Source organism: Actinoplanes sp. NBRC 103695 (assembly GCF_030269485.1).
In the GTDB taxonomy this organism is placed as follows: Bacteria; Actinomycetota; Actinomycetes; order Mycobacteriales; family Micromonosporaceae; genus Actinoplanes.
The window spans coordinates 1-15,325 of sequence record NZ_BSTL01000013.1 but is presented as its reverse complement, the minus strand read 5'-3'; the positions used below and the strand labels follow the sequence as shown (position 1 = coordinate 15,325).

Sequence of the window (15,325 nt, the reverse complement as noted above, 5' to 3'; positions counted from 1 at the left end):
TGCCCCCGGCAGCGAGGCCGCTCCACGCCACTGCCGCTCCACGGCACAGCCGGGCCGGGCCACGGGACTGCCGCTCCACGGCACAGCCGGGCCGGGCCACGGGACTGCCGGGCCACGCCACTGCCGGGCCGGGCCACGCCACTGCCGGGCCGGGCCACGCCACTGCCGGGCCGGGCCACGCGCTGCGGCCGGAACGCGGCAACGGCCGTGACCCACCACTCAGATCCGGGAGATGGCGGGACTCGGCCGTTGCGGTTGCGGACTTCTGTCGCGCGTAATCAAGAAACGGTTTTGATCTTCGACGCGGGCTCGGGAACGCCGCCGGGGTCGGGCTCGGTGGGTTCGGGGATCGGTTCGGGAATCGGCACGGGCTCGATCGGGGGCGGGGGTAAGGGGTCGGGGGAGTCCGGCTCGAGTTCGCCGGGGTCGTCCGGGATCGGCGCGCCCGGGTCCAACGGCGGGTAACGGTCCGGATCGGGCTCTACGTTCCGCAACATCGACCTCGTCTCCTCTCCGTAGCGACCGGCGGCCGCTCGTGACCGGATCCAAGATCAAGCTCCGTACCCGCGACCGGCCCGGATAAACCTGGCACCGGCAGTCCCAGGAAGAGCAAGGCGCTGCCTGTCCGGCGGCGGCGGGCGCACAGTCGATGCATGACGAACAACCTGCCCGGCGGCACCTTCCGCGTCGCCGACCTCGAGTTCACCCGTGTCGGCTACGGCGCGATGCAGCTGGCCGGCCCCCATGTGTTCGGGCCGCCGAAGGACCGCGACGAGGCGATCCGGGTCCTGCGCGCCGTGATCGAGCTGGGCATCCGGCACATCGACACGTCCGACTACTACGGCCCGCACGTCACCAACGAGCTGATCCGGGAGGCGCTGCACCCGTACCCGGAGGACCTGGTCCTGGTCACCAAGATCGGCGCCCGCCGCGACGACCAGGGCGGCTGGCCCGAGGCCCGGGAGCCGCACGAACTGCGCCAGCAGGTGCACGACAACCTCGAGCGGCTCGGCGTGGAAGCCCTCGACGTGGTCAACCTGCGGCTCGGCGGCTTGATGGGACCGGAGCCGGGCTCGATCGCCGACAAGGTCGAGGTGATGGCCGAGCTGCGGCAGGAGGGCCTGATCCGGCACGTCGGCCTCAGCACGATCAGCGCGGAACAGCTGGCCGAGGCGCAGGCGATCGTCCCGATCGTGTGCGTGCAGAACATGTACAACATCGCTCACCGTGAGGACGACGCGCTCGTCGACCGCACCGCGCAACAGGGCATCGCCTACGTCCCGTACTTCCCGCTGGGCGGCTTCAACCCTCTCCAGTCCGAGGGGCTGGCGACGGTCGCGAAGTCGCTGGACGCCACCCCGCTGGCGGTCGCCCTCGCGTGGCTGCTCCAGCGCTCGCCGAACATGCTGCTCATCCCGGGCACGTCGTCGGTCGCCCACCTGCGCGAGAACGTCGCGGGCGCCGGCCTCGAGCTGCCGGCCACCGCGATCGAGGCGCTCGATAACCTCGCTGGATGATCATCCCCCAGATGTACGCCGACCCGTTCCGCCCCGCGGGGTTCTGATGCCCGCGGGGGCGGACGAGTGGTTGCGGGGACCGGCGCCGGAGGGGCGGCTGCCCCGGGAACGGCTGGAGGAGCGCATCCTCCAGCTGCTGCGGTCGCAGAACATGTGCGTGCTGGCGACCGCCGGCCCGGACGGCCCGCTGGCGACGCCGGTGCGCTACTACCCGTACGAGCTGGCTGTGATGTTCACGGCCGGGCCGCGGTCGCCGAAGATGCGCAACATCGAGGCCGACCCGCGGGTGTCGGTCGGCGTGTTCGCGCCGCTGGCCGGGCTGGCCAGCAGCCGGGGCGCGCAGCTGTTCGGGCGGGCGCGGGTGCTCGGCCCCGACGATCCGGAGCGGGAGCGGTACTGGTCCGCGTTCCGCTGGGAGAACGAGCACGTGGAGCGCGGGCGCCCGGTGTCGGAGCCGCCGCGGGACACGCTCGTGGTGATCGAGCCCGACCGGATCGTCTACACCGAACACTGGCTGCGCCGCGAGGGCTTCGCGCCACGCCAGTTCTGGCACGTCTAGAGACTCTTCGCGGTGGAGGTCCGGCTCGCGTTGCCGGTCTCCTCGCGTTGCCGGGTCTCCTCGGGTTGCCAGGGTTCCTCGGGTTGCCGGGGCTCCTCGGGTTGCCGGGTCTCCTCGCATTGCCGGGACTCCTCGCATTGCCGGGACTCCCTCGGGTTGCCGGGGCTCCTCGGTGCGTGCGCTTGTTGCCGGCGCTTTCGCCGGGTGTGGGCTTTCGGTTGGTCTGCCAGGCGCCCGGGTGCCTGCTCACCGTCGCTGCCGCCGCTCGCGGCTCTGCCCGGGCGCGGTCAGTGGTAGCCGGGCACGAGAGTGGTAGCCGTAGCCTGCGGTGGTAGCTGGGCACGAGGGTGGTAGCCGAAGGCGGCATCCGACCTGTTCGGCCCGCCACGACCGCTCTGGCCGACCGTTCTCGCGCGGCCGGTGGTAGGACCAGGCGCTATCCGAGACCGCTGACCGCTCTGAGCTACCACGCGCGCGGACCGTGGTAGCCCAGCGCGGCATCCACGCCGAAATACCGCCCTGGCCCACCACCGCCTGCCTGGTCTACCACTCACGTCCGCTCCTACCACCAACCGCGCCCGGCCACCAACCGCGCCCGGCCACCAACCGCGCCCGGCCACGGCCGCGACCGGCCGCAGCAACGGTGAGCAGGCACCCGGGCGCCTGGCAAGCCGCCCCGACCCCGCACCGGGCGCGGGCGACGGCAATCAGGGTGAGCAGGCACCCCCGCCCCGACCCCGCACCGGGCGCGGGCGACGGCAACCAGGGTGAGCAGGCACCCCCGCCCCGACCCCGCACCGGGCGCGGGCGACGGCAACCAGGGTGCAGCAGGCGCCCGGGCACCTTGCATACCCGGCAGCGCGGCCTGACCAGACCTCAACCTCGAAGGGTCTCTAGAGCGGCAGCAGATCTTTGGCGAGGGCACGCCTGATCCGCCACTCTTCCTGGGAGAAGCCGGTCCGCCAGGGGAAGCCGCCGTTCGCGAAGACGTGGTTCAGGCCCCGGGCCCGCCTGGCCATCTCGTTGCAGACCAGCGCGGCTTCGCCGGCCAGGTCGTCATCCTGCCGGATCGTGGCGCCGAGCTATCGCAACTCGTGCCAGACCTGGTTCCGTCGGCCGGCACGGTACCGGTCGAGCCATCGTGGTGACGTCATGCCGAAGATGATCTCGCATCCCGGTCGTGCGCGGGGGCCTCTCGCGTGGGGACGGTCCGCGCGGGGACTTCTCGCGTGGGGACCTCTCGGGTGGAGGCCTCTCGCGTGGGGACGGTCCGCGCGGGGACCTCTCGCGCGGGGACCTCTCGGGTGGAGGCCTCTCGCGTGGGGACGGTCCGCGCGGGGACTTCTCGCGTGGGGACCTCTCAGGTGGAGGCCTCTCGCGTGGGGACCTCTCGGGTGGGGACCTCTCGCGTGGGGAGCAGAAGCAGGATCGAGAGGATCAGGACGACGCCGAGGCTGGTCACGTTGCCGATCTTGTCGATCATGGGGAAGGCGCTCAGGTGCAGCGAGTGCCACAGGAAGTGCTGCGCGTTGAACATCAGCCAGGCGCCGCCGGTCACGGCCATCGCGGTGGCCGACGGTCGGCGGAACGCCCACACGCTCACCACCAGCAGGGCCAGGTAGAGGGCACCGACGTCGCGGGTCAGGTGCTCGTTGTACGGGCCGAGCATGGACACCCAGTTGCGGCCGGGCAGCGGGAAGTCGCGGTAGAACGACGCCGGGAAGGCCGCCGCCCAGACGCCGACGTAGGCGGCAGAGACGGCCAGCAGGGCGGCGATCACGCGCTTGATCGGAAGGCTCATGCCAAGCGGACGAGACGGCGCCGGCGAGCGTGACAGCCTGGCCGGGATGTGCGGCCGTGATCACATCGGGACGGCGCTCAGGGGGTGTGCGGCGGAGCTCGGGGGCTCAGGGGCGTGCGGCGGAGCTCGGCGGCTAAGGGGCGTGCGGCGGAGCTCGGGGCTCAGGGGTGTGCGGCGGCGATGACGCGGGTCAGTGCCGCGTGCAGGGTCCGCAGGTCCTCGATCGGCAGGCCGAGGCGCTCGACGACCGCGGGCGGGATCTGCTCGGCCCGGCCGCGCAGGGCCTGGCCCTCGGCGGTCAGCGTGATGGCCAGGCTGCGCTCGTCGGCCGGGTCGCGCTCGCGGCGCAGGTACCCGATCGTCTCCAGGCGCTTGACCAGCGGGGACAGTGTGCCGGGATCGAGTTGGAGCAGGTCGCTGAGGCGGCGTACGGACAGCGGGGCGTACTGCCAAAGGGCGAGCATCACGAGGTACTGAGGGTGGGTCAGGCCCATCGGCTCGAGCAGGGGCCGGTAGACGCCGACGACGCTCCGGGCGGCCACCGAGAGCGCGAAGCAGACCTGCTCCTCGAGGGCCAGGGGGTCGGTTGGATCACTCACGCTATGAGCCTACCAACTATTGGTGTACAAATGATTTGTAGGCCAATGGTTTGGAGGCAGTGATGCGTGATCGGTTCGCGGCGTGGTTCCACCGCACGTTCGACGACTGGTTCTTCCGGTCGTTCATCGGGCCGGCCCAGACCAAGGGCGCGATCCACGGCGCCGACCAGGTCGCGCGCGAGCACTGGAAGCAGGACCTGGAGAGGCGCAAGCAGTACACGCGCGAGCAGCGCGCCCTCCGCCGCTAGGTTCGGCCACGGCCGCGAGCGGCGGCAATCAGGGTGAGCGGGCACCCCGGCGCCTGGTTCCACGGCGTCAGGCGGGCTCCGGCCGATCGCGAGACGCGGCCTCGGGGAGGCCGGCCAGGATCGCGTCGACCGTCTCCTCCGGGGTCTGGTCCGAGGTGTCCAGCCACAGGCCGATGCGCGGCGTCTCCGCCCGCAACGAGGAGTCGAGGTCGGCCGGCGTCCACTCGCCGTACCCCTGCTTTGGTCTCAGCTCCTCGCGCTCGGCCAGCACCTCGACCCGCGGCGCCAGCACGACGACGTGACGCGGGCGGGCGGTCAGCAGGTCGACGAAACGGGCGAGATCAGCCCCGAGGATGACGTCCTGGACGATCGCGGTGAAGCCGGCCCGCGCGTACTCGTCGGCCACGGTCGCGGCCAGGCGGTATCGAAGCGCGAGCTGCGCCTCTGCCTCCGCGGACGGTGGATGGCCGAAGTCCGCGCGGCCCGAGACGATCATGCGACGGAAGAGGTCACCCCGGACGTGCGCGGCGCGCGGCAGCCGCTTGGCCAGCGCCTGCGCGACCGTCGACTTGCCCGCGGCCATCGCCCCGGTGATCACGATGACGCCCCCGTTGTCCATCCGGGCGATGCTAACCAGTCACTGATCGCAGTTGCTCCATGACGGAGAATGCTCGGCATGACGACTGTGGTGGGTGGCGGGCCGCGCCGAGTGATGGCTCTGCACGGATGGTTCGGGTCGGCACGGGACTGGGGCGGGCTGCCCGGCCTGATCGACATTGAGCGGTTCAGCTACGCGTTCCCCGACTACCGCGGCTACGGCGACCGCAAGGACGTGACCGGCGAGTACAGCATCGCCGAGATCGCGGGCGACGTGCTGGCTCTGGCTGACGAGCTCGGCTGGGACACGTTCTCGCTCGTCGGTCACTCGATGGGCGGGATCGCCGCGCAGCAGGTGCTGGCCACCGCGCCCGGGCGGGTGGAGCGGCTGGCCGGCATCAGCCCGGTCCCGGCGAGCGGCGTGCCGTTCGACGACGACGGGTGGGCGCTGTTCAGCGGCGCCGCCGAGAACCCGGGCAACCGCCGCGCGATCATCGACTTCACGACCGGCGGACGTGCCTCGGCGCACTGGCTCGACACGATGGTCGCCGCGTCCCTGTCCGGCTCCACGGTCGCGGCGTTCGGCGCGTACCTCCCGGCCTGGGCCCGGACCGACATCAGCGCGGAGATCACCGGATCCGGCATCCCGGCGCTGGCGATCGTCGGCGCGCACGACCCGGCGCTGGGCGAGCAGGTGATGACGGGCACGTGGCTCAAGCACTACCCGAACGGCCGGGTGGAGGTCCTGCTCGACGCCGGCCACTACGGGATGTACGAGTCCCCGGTCCGCCTGGCGCGGCTCCTCGACGACTTCCTCGGCTAGGTGGTGTCTCGTGGATCAGCCAGGGCTGCGGCGTGGCCGATCCACGAGACACGACCCCTAGCGGGCCGATCGCCGACGAGTACGTGGCGCGCGGCTGCGCGATCGCGAGACGGAGCTGCCGAGGCTCAGGGAGTCGCGAGCTGGCGGTCGTGGAGACGGGAGAGCAGCAGCAGGCTCGTGACGGCGCCGACGCCGGCCAGGAACATGTCCCACTGGGTGTCCCAGACGTCGCCCTGGGTGCCGAGGAAGTCGTCGGCCGAGGAGCCGCCGATGACGGCGGCCAGCCACTCGAACAGCTCCCAGGTAGCGCTGACCGCCATCACCACGCACAGCGTGAGCGCGAAGAGCCAGCGCCCGGGGCGCAGCGGCGTGCGGCGCAGCAGGACCTCGCGGGCCACGATCGCCGGGATGAAACCCTGCGCGAAGTGGCCGAGCCGGTCGTACGGATTGCGGGCCAGCCCGAGTGCGTCCCGCACCCAGTCGCCGGCCGGCACCTCGGCGTAGGTCCAGTGCCCGCCGATCATCAGGACCACCGCGTGCACCAGGATCAGCCGGTACGCCAGCGGCGTGAGCGGGAACCTCCGGTACGTCGCGACCAGGACGACAGCGGCGATGAGCGCGGCGAGCACCTCCAGCAACCAGGTGCCGGGGGACGCCGCCCCGAACGCGGAGACGACGAGGGCGACGACGCCGATCGCGAGAAGGACGGCGGGTTCACGACGACGCGGCGGGGCGGGGGCAACGGCTGGGGTCACGGTCACCGGGCCAGTCTCGCCGAGCGGCCCGCGACCGCGCATGGGTACGCCTACTCAGGGCGTGGCCGGTATTCGTCCACCAGGGTGCGGACGTCGTCGACGGGCTCGTCGATGGCGGCCCACTTGGCGCGGATGCGGGTGAGGTAGGAGCGGACCGTCGGGATGGTCACGGCCATCCGGCGGGCGGTGGCGGCGAGGGTGCTGCCGGTGCCGTACAGGAAAAGGGCGCGCGCCTCCTGCGGGGACAGCTCCGGAGGGTCGTCGTTGATGATGCTCATCAGCTCGGCCGTGAGCGCCGGCTGCCCGCCGTACACGCTCCGGATGGCGTCGGCGAGCTTGGTCGCGTCGTCGTCCTTCACCAGATACCCGCCGGCGCCGGCGCGGACCGTCGCGCGCACGTGACGCCGGTCCCCGTGCACCGAGAAGACCAGGACGCGGACGCCGTGGCCGCGGAGCTTGGCCACGTTGGCGGCCGCCTCGGTGCCGTCCTCGAGGCGCAGGTCGAGCAGGACGACGTCGGACTCCGGCGCGACGGCCAGGTGTTCGCTCAGGGTGGTGGCGGTGTGCACGATGACGATGTCGCCGGTCCCGGCGAGCAGGGCACGCAGGCCGGCCGGCACCAGCTTGTCGTTGTCGATGACCGCGACCCGGATCACGCCGGCCACCGCAGGTCGACCCGGGTGCCCTGACCGGGATGGCTGTCCACACCGGCCGTGCCGCCGACCTCGTGCATGCGCGCGGTGATGGAATGCCGGATGCCGTAGCCGTACGGCGTCGTGTCCGGGTCGAAGCCCTTGCCCTGATCGACGACCGCGACCGTGACGGTCGGGGTGGACCGCCGGTCGGTCAGGGCCGTCAGCCGTACGCGGCTGCTGCCGGCGTGGCGGGCCACGTTCGCGAGCGCCTCACCGGTCGCGTGCCGGAACGCGTGCAGAACCTCGGCCGGCAGGGCGTCGGGAAGGTTGGCGAAGTGGTACTCCACCCGCAGCCCCTGCGCCGCGCTCTCGTTGCCGGCCTCGATCAGGGCCAGCGAAAGCTCGGTGAGGGTGCCGTCGGGGTCGTCGGGCGTCGCGCCGCGCAGCACGTTGGCACTGATCGCGGCCTGGCGGCGTACGCGAGGATCGGGGTGCCCTGCCGGGCCTTGACCCGCGATCGCCGTGAGCAGACGCAGCGGCCCGTCGTGCAGGGCCCGGTGCCGGCGGAGCTGCTCGTGGAAGTGGCGGATCCGGCTGCGCCGGGCGGCGAGACGCTCGCGCGCGGCGATCACCTGCTCGGTGGCCACGTCGACGGCGTCCGCGACCGCGCGCAGGCGGCGGATGAACAGGCAGCAGCAGGCGGCCGTGACCACCTGCCAGCCGATGATGTTCACCGTGGAGGCCACCTCGGCGTAGTCCATCGACGCGAACTGGGCCACGGTGAACGCCGCCGCCAGCGCCAGGCATCCGGCGATGGTCGCCCGCCACGACGCGGTGGCCAGGGCCACGGCGACCGCGGTGGACACGGCGACCGGTTCGAAGTCGGGCACCGCCACCGTGGCGAACGCCTCGTCGGTCAGCGTCCACGGCAGCACCGCCACGGCGATCGAGGTGACCGCCACATCGGCGGCCAGCACCACGCGCGGGATCGGATCGTGTCGGGCGACGACAGGCAGGAACACCACACTCCACAGTGCAACAGTCAGGTAGGTGATCGCGGCCACCGGCTTGTTCGTGTACCCGTCGGCCCGGGCGAGCGCCGCGATGCTCAGGCCGACCATGCCCAGGGTGCCGAACCGGGACAGCAGGACCACGCCGGTGGTGATCGCCCGGATGCGCTGGTGGAGGTCGACCGCTCGCGGTAAAACCTCCGGCTCGCTGTCCACGCCCGCAGTTTGACACGCGTCCCGACCACGGTCCATGCCGCACAGGTGCGGCATGGACCGGCCCTGTCGCGGGTCTCACACTCGGGGAGCAGGAGCCGAAGAAGGAGGCGTTTCCGTTGTACGAAACCGGTGTCCAGAGCAATCCGGAACCCACTCAGCCCACCCGGCCGCGCAAGGCGACCATGCTGTCCATCCTGCTCATGGCGTTCGGCGGCCTGGGCTTCCTGTTCGCGATCCTGCTGATGTCGCTCGTCACCGACTCGCACGGGGCGTCGGTGCCGGCCTACCTGTACATCCTGGTCTTCGTCCAGTTCGCACTCTCCGGGGCGCAGGTGGTGAGCGGCGTGTTCGTCTGGCAGGGCCGGAACTGGGCCCGGGTCCTGGCGATCGCGTTGTGCTCGCTCAACATCGTCGGCGCCCTGGTGTCCCTGTTCACCGGCGCGATCCTGCAGGCCATCTCCGGCATCGCCATCAACGCCGGCCTCATCCGCCTGCTCAACGACTACGAGGTCCAAGTGTGGTGTGACAAGTAGCGTCCTCATCGCCGGCGGGGCGGGCACGGCGATCCTGCTGCTCACCTACCTGGTGGTCCGCCTCTCGCGGTGGGCCCGCGAGATCCCGACCGATGCCACGCCGGGGCGCGCTGATCTCCTCGGCGCCATCGGCGTCGTGGTCACCCCCATCTCCGAGCACGGGTACGGCGAGGTGCGCGTCCGCGTCGCCGGCCAACCGGTGAAACTGCGCGCCCGGGCGGCGGGTGCGCTTCCGCTCGGCGCCGCGGTCTTCGTGATCGAGGCAACCAGCCACACCAGCGTCGTTGTCGAACCTTTTTGAGCTAGGGGCGTTCTTGATGTCTGTGCTGATCGCCGCCGCCGGCGGCGCCCTGTTCGTCCTCTTCGTCGTGATGTCCGTGCTGTCCCGGATCAAGGTCGCCGGCCCCAACGAGGCGTTCATCATCACCGGCCGCAGAGGACGGTCGGTCACCGACTCGCGCGGCGGCCGCTCCACCGACATGTCCGGTCAGAAGGTCGTGATGGGCGCCTCGGTCTTCGTGGTCCCGGTCGTCCAGCGCAAACAGTCGCTGGACCTGTCCAGCCGGCGGATCTCCGTCGACATCCAGGGCGCGGTCAGCAAGCAGGGCATCCGCGCCAACCTGCACGGGGTGGCGATCGTCAAGGTCGGTGGCACCGAGGACGCGGTCCGCGCGGCCGCCCAGCGCTTCCTGCACCAGCAGAAGGAGATCGAGCAGTTCACCAGGGAAGTGCTGGCCGGCTCGCTCCGCGCGATCGTCGGCCGGCTCACCGTCGAGGAGATCATCGGTGACCGGGTCGCGTTCGCCAACGCGGTCGCCGAGGAGGCCGAGCACTCGATGACCAACCAGGGCCTGGTGCTGGACACGTTCCAGGTGCAGGACATCCTCACCGAGGGCAGCTACCTGCAGGACCTGGGCCGTCCCGAGGCGGCCCGGATCCTCAAGGACGCGGCCGTCGCCGAGGCGCGGGCGACCCAGGCGTCCGAGGAGGCCCGGCTGCTCGCCGAGGAGGCGATCGCCACCGCCCAGCGCAACCTGGAGCTCAAGAAGGCCTCGATCCGCGCGGAGGTCGACGCGGCGCAGGCGCGCGCGGCGCTGGCCGGTCCGCTCGCCAAGGCCGAGCAGGAACAAGGGATCATCTCCGAGCAGCAGAAGGTCGCCGAGCGCCGGGCCGAGCTCAAACAGCGGGAGCTCGACATCGAGGTACGCCGGCCGGCCGAGGCCGAGCGATACCGGGTCGAGCAGGCCGCCGAGGCCGAGCGCGCCCGCCGGTCCGCGCTGGCCGAGGCGGCCGAACGGGAAGGGCTCGCGGACGGCGCGGCGGTTCTGGCCCGCGGCCGTGGCGACGCCGAGGCGATGCGCCTCAAGGCCGCCGCGTTCGCCCAGTACGGCGAGGCTGCGGTCCTCGACCTGCTCAGCGGCGTCCTGCCCCAGGTGGTGGAGGCGGCGAGCCGCCCGATCGGCGCCATCGACAAGATGACGGTCATCTCCACCGACGGCGCGTCGACACTGACCCGCTCGGTCGCGAACAACGTCGCCCAGGGCCTGCAGCTCGGCACCGACCTGACCGGCGTGGACTTCGCCGGGCTGCTGGGCCGGCTCGACCGCACCAAGGACGCCGAGCCGGGCGGGTGACGTCACACTGTCCGGGTGCGAATTCTCAAACGGACAACGCTCGTCGTCATCCTCGTGCTCACCGGACTGACGGTTTCATCGCCGGCGCACGCGGGTGAACGCGGCACCTGGTTCTCCACGCGGGCCGGCATCGCGCTGGACCGGGTCATCAGCGCCGACACCGGGCAGGGGAGCGCCTTCCAGTACGGCGCGGCCCTGTACGCGTCCGGGCGGATCTACGGCTGGCAGCACAGCCGGACCGCCGCGTTCGCCGCGCGGGTGCTCGCCGAACGCAAGGCGGCGACCCCACTCACCACTCACGCCGGTACGACGTGCAACTACGGGCTGGACAGGGAATACGACGCGTTCAACGACGGATCCGTCAACCCGATCACGACCACGTACGCGGTCACCCTGGCCGGCCACGTGGGCGACTCGCTCCGGCTGGCGTACAAGGGTGGCACGCCCGGCGTCGCGCGGGCGGACGTGCAGTGCATCGTCGACGCGCTGACCCAGTTCCCGACGGTGCCGATGGGCAAGGGCGTCTGTGTGGCGTACAGCGATCAGGCGGCGGACGTCGCAGCAGGATGCGTGCACAACGTCAACAGCGGCGTCGCGTGGTTCCTCGGCGAGGCGAACAAGGACGGCTTCGGCGCGACCGGCATGCAGCGGCGGATCACCAACATCGTGCTGGCCGAGGCGGTGGCGTACCACCCGGCGCAGTTCGCGTGGCCGTACATCGAGGGGCAGACCGAACCGCAGGACGTGGACCACGGCTCCTACTCGTCCGAGGCGATGATGTCGCTGGCGTTCTGGCTCGGGCGCGAGCCCACCTACGTGGCCATGACGACGACGGCGCCGGCCGGCTCCAGCGCCACCCAGCTGGACCAGTACGCCGTCGCGCACCTGCGCCTGGCCGGCGCCAACTTCGGCGCGTCCCTGCCGGGCACGACGGTCCGGAACGATCCCGACGTGTCCCTGTGGTGCCAGCTCTCCGACCAGCACCGCGCCGAGATGGACGCGCTGCTCAGCCGCAGGACCGGGCTGGAGGCGGCGCAGTGGGCTCAGTACGGCGCCCGCGCGGCGCGCGCCTGCGCGGCCCAAGAGGCCTAAGAGCGCATCTCAAGGTGGTTCCACACCGCCGGCCCGCCGCCCGGTCCGAGGACGAAGCTGCTCCAGCCGAGGACGTTGTTGACGGGTCAGGATCCTGGACGGTTCAAGCCGGTCAGGCCAAGGAGTTGCGGGTGGCGGTGACGAACCGCCAGAACAAGTCCGTGGTGGTGTTCTTGCGCCCGGCGGCCGTGTTGGTCCCGAACATCGCGTCCCGCAACGGGGTGGTCAGCTCCAGCTGCGCGCCGGCCCCCGTATAGGTCCGGTTGCAGATGTTGCGGGTGTCGGTGCCACCCAGATCCGGGACGTCGGCCGCGTCGATCGCCGTGATCGCGATCTCCGACTTGCCGAACTCGGAGATCAGGCGCGCCTTCAGCGCACCGTCGCGCCCGCCGACGAGCACCGCCTGACTGTTCGCCGGCAGCCCCGCCTGCTCCTCGGTGCACCCGTGCAGCGAAACCGCCCGGGTGGCGCCCGCGGTGAGCAGGACGGCCACCGGGTCATCGCAGTGCGTCGCGGTGACGTGCAGCTGCCCGTTCCCGCTCCGCCGGAGGCCCTCGAACATCCAGAAGTCGTGCGCCGGCGCCGTCACCGCCAGCGTCGCCGGGTGATAACCGGCCACCGCCAGGCACAGCTCCGAACAGCCGAGCTCGATCCCGCCACCGTGCAGCGCGAGGATCACCGTCGCCGGGAACCCGTCCACCGCGGCAGCCGAACTGTCGTCGAAGGCCGCGTGCCGCCTGTAACGCCGGCCGTAGTCGACCCCTTCGGCCAGCTGCGGGGCGGCGTAGAGCGCGGTGTTCGACGCGTACGCGTCATCCGCGGCACTCGCCACCCCCGGCGCCATCCACTCCAGACCCCCGACGGCCGCCGCCGTCCCGCCGAGTGCCACCAACGCCTGCCGTCTCGAAATAGCCCTCATGGCTTTCCTCCCCGTGTCGCTACCCACCCTAGATCCCGGGCGTCGCCGCCGAACCGTTCGATCACTATGGCGTGGTGGGTTGCGGCGGCCCGTCGAATCCGCCGTCCAGCATGCGAGCGACCAACTCGCCGCGACCGCGCACGCCGGTCTTCGCGAAGACGGATTTGAGGTGGTCCTGCACGTGGTGGTCGCGGGCTGCCTGGTCGCCGGTCAGCGAGGACTCCGGTACCGAGAGCTAAGCCACCCGGGCGATGCGGGCCGGGCCGGGCGCGGGGACGGCGTCCGGGTGGAGGATCGCGGCGATGGCCTCGACCCCGTCGACCAGGCGGGGACCGGGACGCACGACCAGGCCGTCGCCGTCGATCGCCCACACCTGGGCGTCCGGGAAGTGCGGCGTGACGCGCTTCGCCTGCTCCGCGGCGCCATCCAGGTGGAAACCACAGGGCGTGACGATCACGTAGTCGGGTGCGGTCGCGGCCAGGGCGTCCCAGGTGGTTTCGGCGGAGCGTACCCCCGGATTTGCGCCCACCGCCTCACCTCCCGCCGCGCTGACCAGGTCGGGCACCCAGTGGCCGGCGGAGAACGGCGGGTCCACCCACTCGACGAGCGCCACGCGCGGCCGCTCACGGTCCGCGACGGCGGCGGAGACCTCGGCGAGTCGGTCACGCAGGGTGCGCACCAGGCTTTCGGATCGCTCGGGTACGCCGGCCCGCGCGCCGACCTCGAGGATCGTGGCGAGTACCTGGTCCAGCGTGTACGGGTCGAGCGACAGCACGTCCGACCGGCAGCCGAGGTGGCCGAGCGCGTCCTCGACCTGCCCGGACGGCAGCGCGCAGACGCAGCAGAGGTCCTGCGTGAGGATGAGTTCCGGGTCCAGCCCGGCGAGCGCCCCGGCCCGCAACGTGTAGAGGTCCTCGCCGGCGGCCATCTGCTCCTTGACGTACCGGTCGATGTCGGCCGGTGTCATCCCGGAGGTGTCCCGCCCGCCGACGACGACCGTCTTGTCCCGGCGGGCGGAGGCCGGCTCATCGCACTCGAAGGTGACCCCGACCAGGTCGTCACCCTGCCCGAGGGCGTAGACGATCTCGGTGGCCGAGGGCAGGAGTGACACGATCCGCATAGGGTCGAGGGTATGACGTGGGCGACGTATGGATCCTGCCTGGTCTTCGCCGTGGTTTTGGGGATGGCCCGGGCGCGGCGCGTGCAGACCCGCCGCCGCGTGGGTCGCGCCCCGGACGCCGTCACCGGGGTGGCCCTGCTCGGCTTCAGCGCCCCGCCGGCGACCGAGTGACCGCCAGCCGCAGCTCGGTCAGGTAACGCTTGACGACGGTCCCGCCGTACCGGCGGTCGATCAGCTGCGCGATGCATTCCAGCAGCCGGTCACGCTGGGCGGTGGGCAGGGCCAGGGTTCCCGAGTACGTGAGGAGGACGTCCACGTACTCCGCGGTGGAGTAGGTGAGGTCCCGCTCGTACCGGTGGAAGGTCGCCGGGCCGAACCACCCGCCGAGGTCCTCGTCATCCTCGGGTATCACCTCCGCGGGTGACAGACGCACCCCGGGCGGCGTGGCCGGGTCGAACCGCTCGTAGCAGCCCTGCGCGTCGGCGAAGAACCGCTCGGTGCCACCGGCGACGTGATGCGTCGCCACGGTGGCGAGGACTCCGCCCGGCCCGAGCGCCGCGGCCGACTTCGCGATCCGGACGACCGGGTCGAGCCAGTGGAACGAGGTCGCGGCGAACACCAGGTCGAACGGCTCGTCCGGCAGCGGCCACTCCTCGAACGCGGCAGTGACCACCTCGACGTCGTCGAAACGGGCCAGGTTCCGCCGCGCCACGTCCGCCAGGTTCGTGCCGAGCTCGACCGCCGTGATCCGGTAGCCGCGCCCGGCCAGCGAGACCGTGGCCTGTCCCGTGCCGCAGCCGATCTCCAGCACCCGGGCGCCCGCCCCGAGCCCCGCCGCGGCGAGATCGTCGAACATCCGCTCCGGATAGCGGGGCCGGGCCCGGTCGTACCGCAGGGCGTCCTCATTGAAGGTTCTGCGCAACTCCATGGCCCTATGGTCCGCTGCTTCAGACATTTTGAGTCGCACAGGGCCACGCTCGGCGGCGCGTAGAGACCCTTCGAGGTTGAGGTCTGGTCAGGCCGCGCTGCCGGGTGTGCAAGGTGTCCGGGTGCCTGCTGCACCCTGGTTGCCGTCGCTCGCGCCCGCTGCGGAGTCGGGCGGGGTGCCCGCTCACCCTGGTTGCCGCCGCCCGCGCCCGCTGCGGGGTCGGGGCGGGGGTGCCTGCTCGCCCTGGTTGCCGTTGCTTGCGCCCGGTGCGGGGTCGGGGCGGCTTGCCAGGCGCCCGGGTGCCTGCTCACCGTTGCTGCGGCCGGTCGCGGCCGTGGC

Annotated in this window: 20 protein-coding genes; 9 read left to right on the top strand and 11 right to left on the bottom strand. The window is 71.9% G+C overall.

Translation table 11 applies throughout. The annotated features are described in order from the left end of the window. Positions 1 to 278: 278 nt before the first annotated feature. On the bottom strand, positions 279 to 497 hold the full coding sequence (locus QSK31_RS23540) for a hypothetical protein (protein ID WP_285686460.1): 219 nt from the start codon (positions 495 to 497) through the stop codon (positions 279 to 281). 156 nt (positions 498 to 653) lie between these two features. Here QSK31_RS23540 and QSK31_RS23535 point away from each other — a divergent pair, with 156 nt between their 5' ends. Together QSK31_RS23535 and QSK31_RS23530 are read left to right on the top strand one after the other, a co-directional pair. Next, positions 654 to 1,517 carry an oxidoreductase gene (locus QSK31_RS23535; RefSeq protein WP_285686459.1) on the top strand — a complete coding sequence of 288 codons (864 nt, stop codon included), beginning with the start codon at positions 654 to 656 and terminating at the stop codon, positions 1,515 to 1,517. A 46-nt stretch (positions 1,518 to 1,563) separates the two neighbouring features. Then, the gene (locus QSK31_RS23530; RefSeq protein ID WP_285686458.1) at positions 1,564 to 2,076 is read left to right on the top strand and encodes a pyridoxamine 5'-phosphate oxidase family protein; all 513 of its coding nucleotides are present in this window, start codon (positions 1,564 to 1,566) and stop codon (positions 2,074 to 2,076) included. An 893-nt stretch (positions 2,077 to 2,969) separates the two neighbouring features. On the opposite strand, the gene QSK31_RS23525 is transcribed toward QSK31_RS23530, so the two are convergent. From QSK31_RS23525 to QSK31_RS23515, 3 genes are all read right to left on the bottom strand, one after another. Further along, entirely contained in the window at positions 2,970 to 3,095 is a 126-nt protein-coding gene (locus QSK31_RS23525) for a hypothetical protein (protein WP_285686457.1), read from the bottom strand. A 341-nt stretch (positions 3,096 to 3,436) separates the two neighbouring features. Beyond that, entirely contained in the window at positions 3,437 to 3,877 is a 441-nt protein-coding gene (locus tag QSK31_RS23520; RefSeq protein ID WP_285686456.1) for a hypothetical protein, read from the bottom strand. Positions 3,878 to 4,038: 161 nt separating this feature from the next. Then, positions 4,039 to 4,476: a MarR family winged helix-turn-helix transcriptional regulator gene (locus tag QSK31_RS23515; RefSeq protein WP_285686455.1), complete on the bottom strand. Its 438-nt coding sequence runs from the start codon at positions 4,474 to 4,476 to the stop codon at positions 4,039 to 4,041. 62 nt (positions 4,477 to 4,538) lie between these two features. Between QSK31_RS23515 and QSK31_RS23510 the strand changes: the two genes are divergently transcribed. Further along, on the top strand, positions 4,539 to 4,724 hold the full coding sequence (locus QSK31_RS23510; RefSeq protein ID WP_285686454.1) for a hypothetical protein: 186 nt from the start codon (positions 4,539 to 4,541) through the stop codon (positions 4,722 to 4,724). Positions 4,725 to 4,791: 67 nt separating this feature from the next. On the opposite strand, the gene QSK31_RS23505 is transcribed toward QSK31_RS23510, so the two are convergent. Beyond that, positions 4,792 to 5,343, bottom strand: a complete 552-nt coding sequence (locus QSK31_RS23505; protein ID WP_285686453.1) for an AAA family ATPase — start codon at positions 5,341 to 5,343, stop codon at positions 4,792 to 4,794. Between the two features lie 57 nt (positions 5,344 to 5,400). On the opposite strand from QSK31_RS23505, the gene QSK31_RS23500 reads away from it, so the two are divergent. Beyond that, a complete protein-coding gene (locus tag QSK31_RS23500) occupies positions 5,401 to 6,144 on the top strand; it encodes an alpha/beta fold hydrolase (protein WP_285686452.1) in 744 nt (247 codons plus the stop codon). Between the two features lie 125 nt (positions 6,145 to 6,269). Here the strand turns inward: QSK31_RS23500 and QSK31_RS23495 are convergent, their stop codons facing one another. The 3 genes from QSK31_RS23495 to QSK31_RS23485 are packed head-to-tail and all read right to left on the bottom strand — an operon-like array spanning position 6,270 to position 8,760. Further along, positions 6,270 to 6,905: a DUF2238 domain-containing protein gene (locus tag QSK31_RS23495; RefSeq protein ID WP_285686451.1), complete on the bottom strand. Its 636-nt coding sequence runs from the start codon at positions 6,903 to 6,905 to the stop codon at positions 6,270 to 6,272. Between the two features lie 44 nt (positions 6,906 to 6,949). Continuing rightward, positions 6,950 to 7,555, bottom strand: a complete 606-nt coding sequence (locus QSK31_RS23490) for a response regulator transcription factor (protein ID WP_285686450.1) — start codon at positions 7,553 to 7,555, stop codon at positions 6,950 to 6,952. Next, positions 7,552 to 8,760 carry a sensor histidine kinase gene (locus QSK31_RS23485; protein ID WP_285686449.1) on the bottom strand — a complete coding sequence of 403 codons (1,209 nt, stop codon included), beginning with the start codon at positions 8,758 to 8,760 and terminating at the stop codon, positions 7,552 to 7,554. The genes QSK31_RS23490 and QSK31_RS23485 overlap by 4 nt, the downstream gene beginning before the upstream one ends. Before the next feature lie 116 nt (positions 8,761 to 8,876). Here QSK31_RS23485 and QSK31_RS23480 point away from each other — a divergent pair, with 116 nt between their 5' ends. The 4 genes from QSK31_RS23480 to QSK31_RS23465 are packed head-to-tail and all read left to right on the top strand — an operon-like array spanning position 8,877 to position 12,019. Then, positions 8,877 to 9,293: a hypothetical protein gene (locus tag QSK31_RS23480; protein ID WP_285686448.1), complete on the top strand. Its 417-nt coding sequence runs from the start codon at positions 8,877 to 8,879 to the stop codon at positions 9,291 to 9,293. Further along, positions 9,283 to 9,594 (top strand): NfeD C-terminal domain-containing protein, encoded by a 312-nt coding sequence (locus tag QSK31_RS23475; protein ID WP_285686447.1) that lies wholly within the window; start codon positions 9,283 to 9,285, stop codon positions 9,592 to 9,594. The genes QSK31_RS23480 and QSK31_RS23475 overlap by 11 nt, the downstream gene beginning before the upstream one ends. 16 nt (positions 9,595 to 9,610) lie before the next feature. Beyond that, entirely contained in the window at positions 9,611 to 10,927 is a 1,317-nt protein-coding gene (locus QSK31_RS23470) for a flotillin family protein (protein WP_285686446.1), read from the top strand. Positions 10,928 to 10,942: 15 nt separating this feature from the next. Next, positions 10,943 to 12,019: a hypothetical protein gene (locus QSK31_RS23465; protein WP_285686445.1), complete on the top strand. Its 1,077-nt coding sequence runs from the start codon at positions 10,943 to 10,945 to the stop codon at positions 12,017 to 12,019. 112 nt (positions 12,020 to 12,131) lie between these two features. Here QSK31_RS23465 and QSK31_RS23460 read toward each other — a convergent pair whose 3' ends face one another. After that, complete coding sequence (locus tag QSK31_RS23460) at positions 12,132 to 12,938, bottom strand: poly-gamma-glutamate hydrolase family protein (RefSeq protein ID WP_285686444.1); 807 nt, start codon at positions 12,936 to 12,938, stop codon at positions 12,132 to 12,134. A 235-nt stretch (positions 12,939 to 13,173) separates the two neighbouring features. Continuing rightward, positions 13,174 to 14,058, bottom strand: coding sequence for an ABC transporter substrate-binding protein (locus QSK31_RS23455; protein WP_285686443.1), 885 nt, complete (start codon positions 14,056 to 14,058; stop codon positions 13,174 to 13,176). A 12-nt stretch (positions 14,059 to 14,070) separates the two neighbouring features. On the opposite strand from QSK31_RS23455, the gene QSK31_RS23450 reads away from it, so the two are divergent. Beyond that, positions 14,071 to 14,229: a hypothetical protein gene (locus QSK31_RS23450; RefSeq protein WP_285686442.1), complete on the top strand. Its 159-nt coding sequence runs from the start codon at positions 14,071 to 14,073 to the stop codon at positions 14,227 to 14,229. Here QSK31_RS23450 and QSK31_RS23445 read toward each other — a convergent pair. Further along, on the bottom strand, positions 14,204 to 14,986 hold the full coding sequence (locus QSK31_RS23445) for a class I SAM-dependent methyltransferase (protein ID WP_285686441.1): 783 nt from the start codon (positions 14,984 to 14,986) through the stop codon (positions 14,204 to 14,206). The genes QSK31_RS23450 and QSK31_RS23445 overlap by 26 nt on opposite strands. Between the last annotated feature and the right edge of the window lie 339 nt (positions 14,987 to 15,325).

Bases quoted from the DNA above. Each gene is read 5' to 3' on its own strand.
- QSK31_RS23450 (WP_285686442.1), top strand. From the start codon at position 14,071: ATGACGTGGGCGACGTATGGATCCTGCCTGGTCTTCGCCGTGGTTTTG.
- QSK31_RS23535 (WP_285686459.1), top strand. From the start codon at position 654: ATGACGAACAACCTGCCCGGCGGCACCTTCCGCGTCGCCGACCTCGAG.
- QSK31_RS23460 (WP_285686444.1), bottom strand. From the start codon at position 12,938: ATGAGGGCTATTTCGAGACGGCAGGCGTTGGTGGCACTCGGCGGGACG.
- QSK31_RS23530 (WP_285686458.1), top strand. From the start codon at position 1,564: ATGCCCGCGGGGGCGGACGAGTGGTTGCGGGGACCGGCGCCGGAGGGG.
- QSK31_RS23470 (WP_285686446.1), top strand. From the start codon at position 9,611: ATGTCTGTGCTGATCGCCGCCGCCGGCGGCGCCCTGTTCGTCCTCTTC.
- QSK31_RS23510 (WP_285686454.1), top strand. From the start codon at position 4,539: ATGCGTGATCGGTTCGCGGCGTGGTTCCACCGCACGTTCGACGACTGG.
- QSK31_RS23520 (WP_285686456.1), bottom strand. From the start codon at position 3,877: ATGAGCCTTCCGATCAAGCGCGTGATCGCCGCCCTGCTGGCCGTCTCT.
- QSK31_RS23525 (WP_285686457.1), bottom strand. From the start codon at position 3,095: ATGGCCAGGCGGGCCCGGGGCCTGAACCACGTCTTCGCGAACGGCGGC.
- QSK31_RS23455 (WP_285686443.1), bottom strand. From the start codon at position 14,058: ATGCGGATCGTGTCACTCCTGCCCTCGGCCACCGAGATCGTCTACGCC.
- QSK31_RS23500 (WP_285686452.1), top strand. From the start codon at position 5,401: ATGACGACTGTGGTGGGTGGCGGGCCGCGCCGAGTGATGGCTCTGCAC.
- QSK31_RS23505 (WP_285686453.1), bottom strand. From the start codon at position 5,343: ATGGACAACGGGGGCGTCATCGTGATCACCGGGGCGATGGCCGCGGGC.
- QSK31_RS23445 (WP_285686441.1), bottom strand. From the start codon at position 14,986: ATGGAGTTGCGCAGAACCTTCAATGAGGACGCCCTGCGGTACGACCGG.
- QSK31_RS23540 (WP_285686460.1), bottom strand. From the start codon at position 497: ATGTTGCGGAACGTAGAGCCCGATCCGGACCGTTACCCGCCGTTGGAC.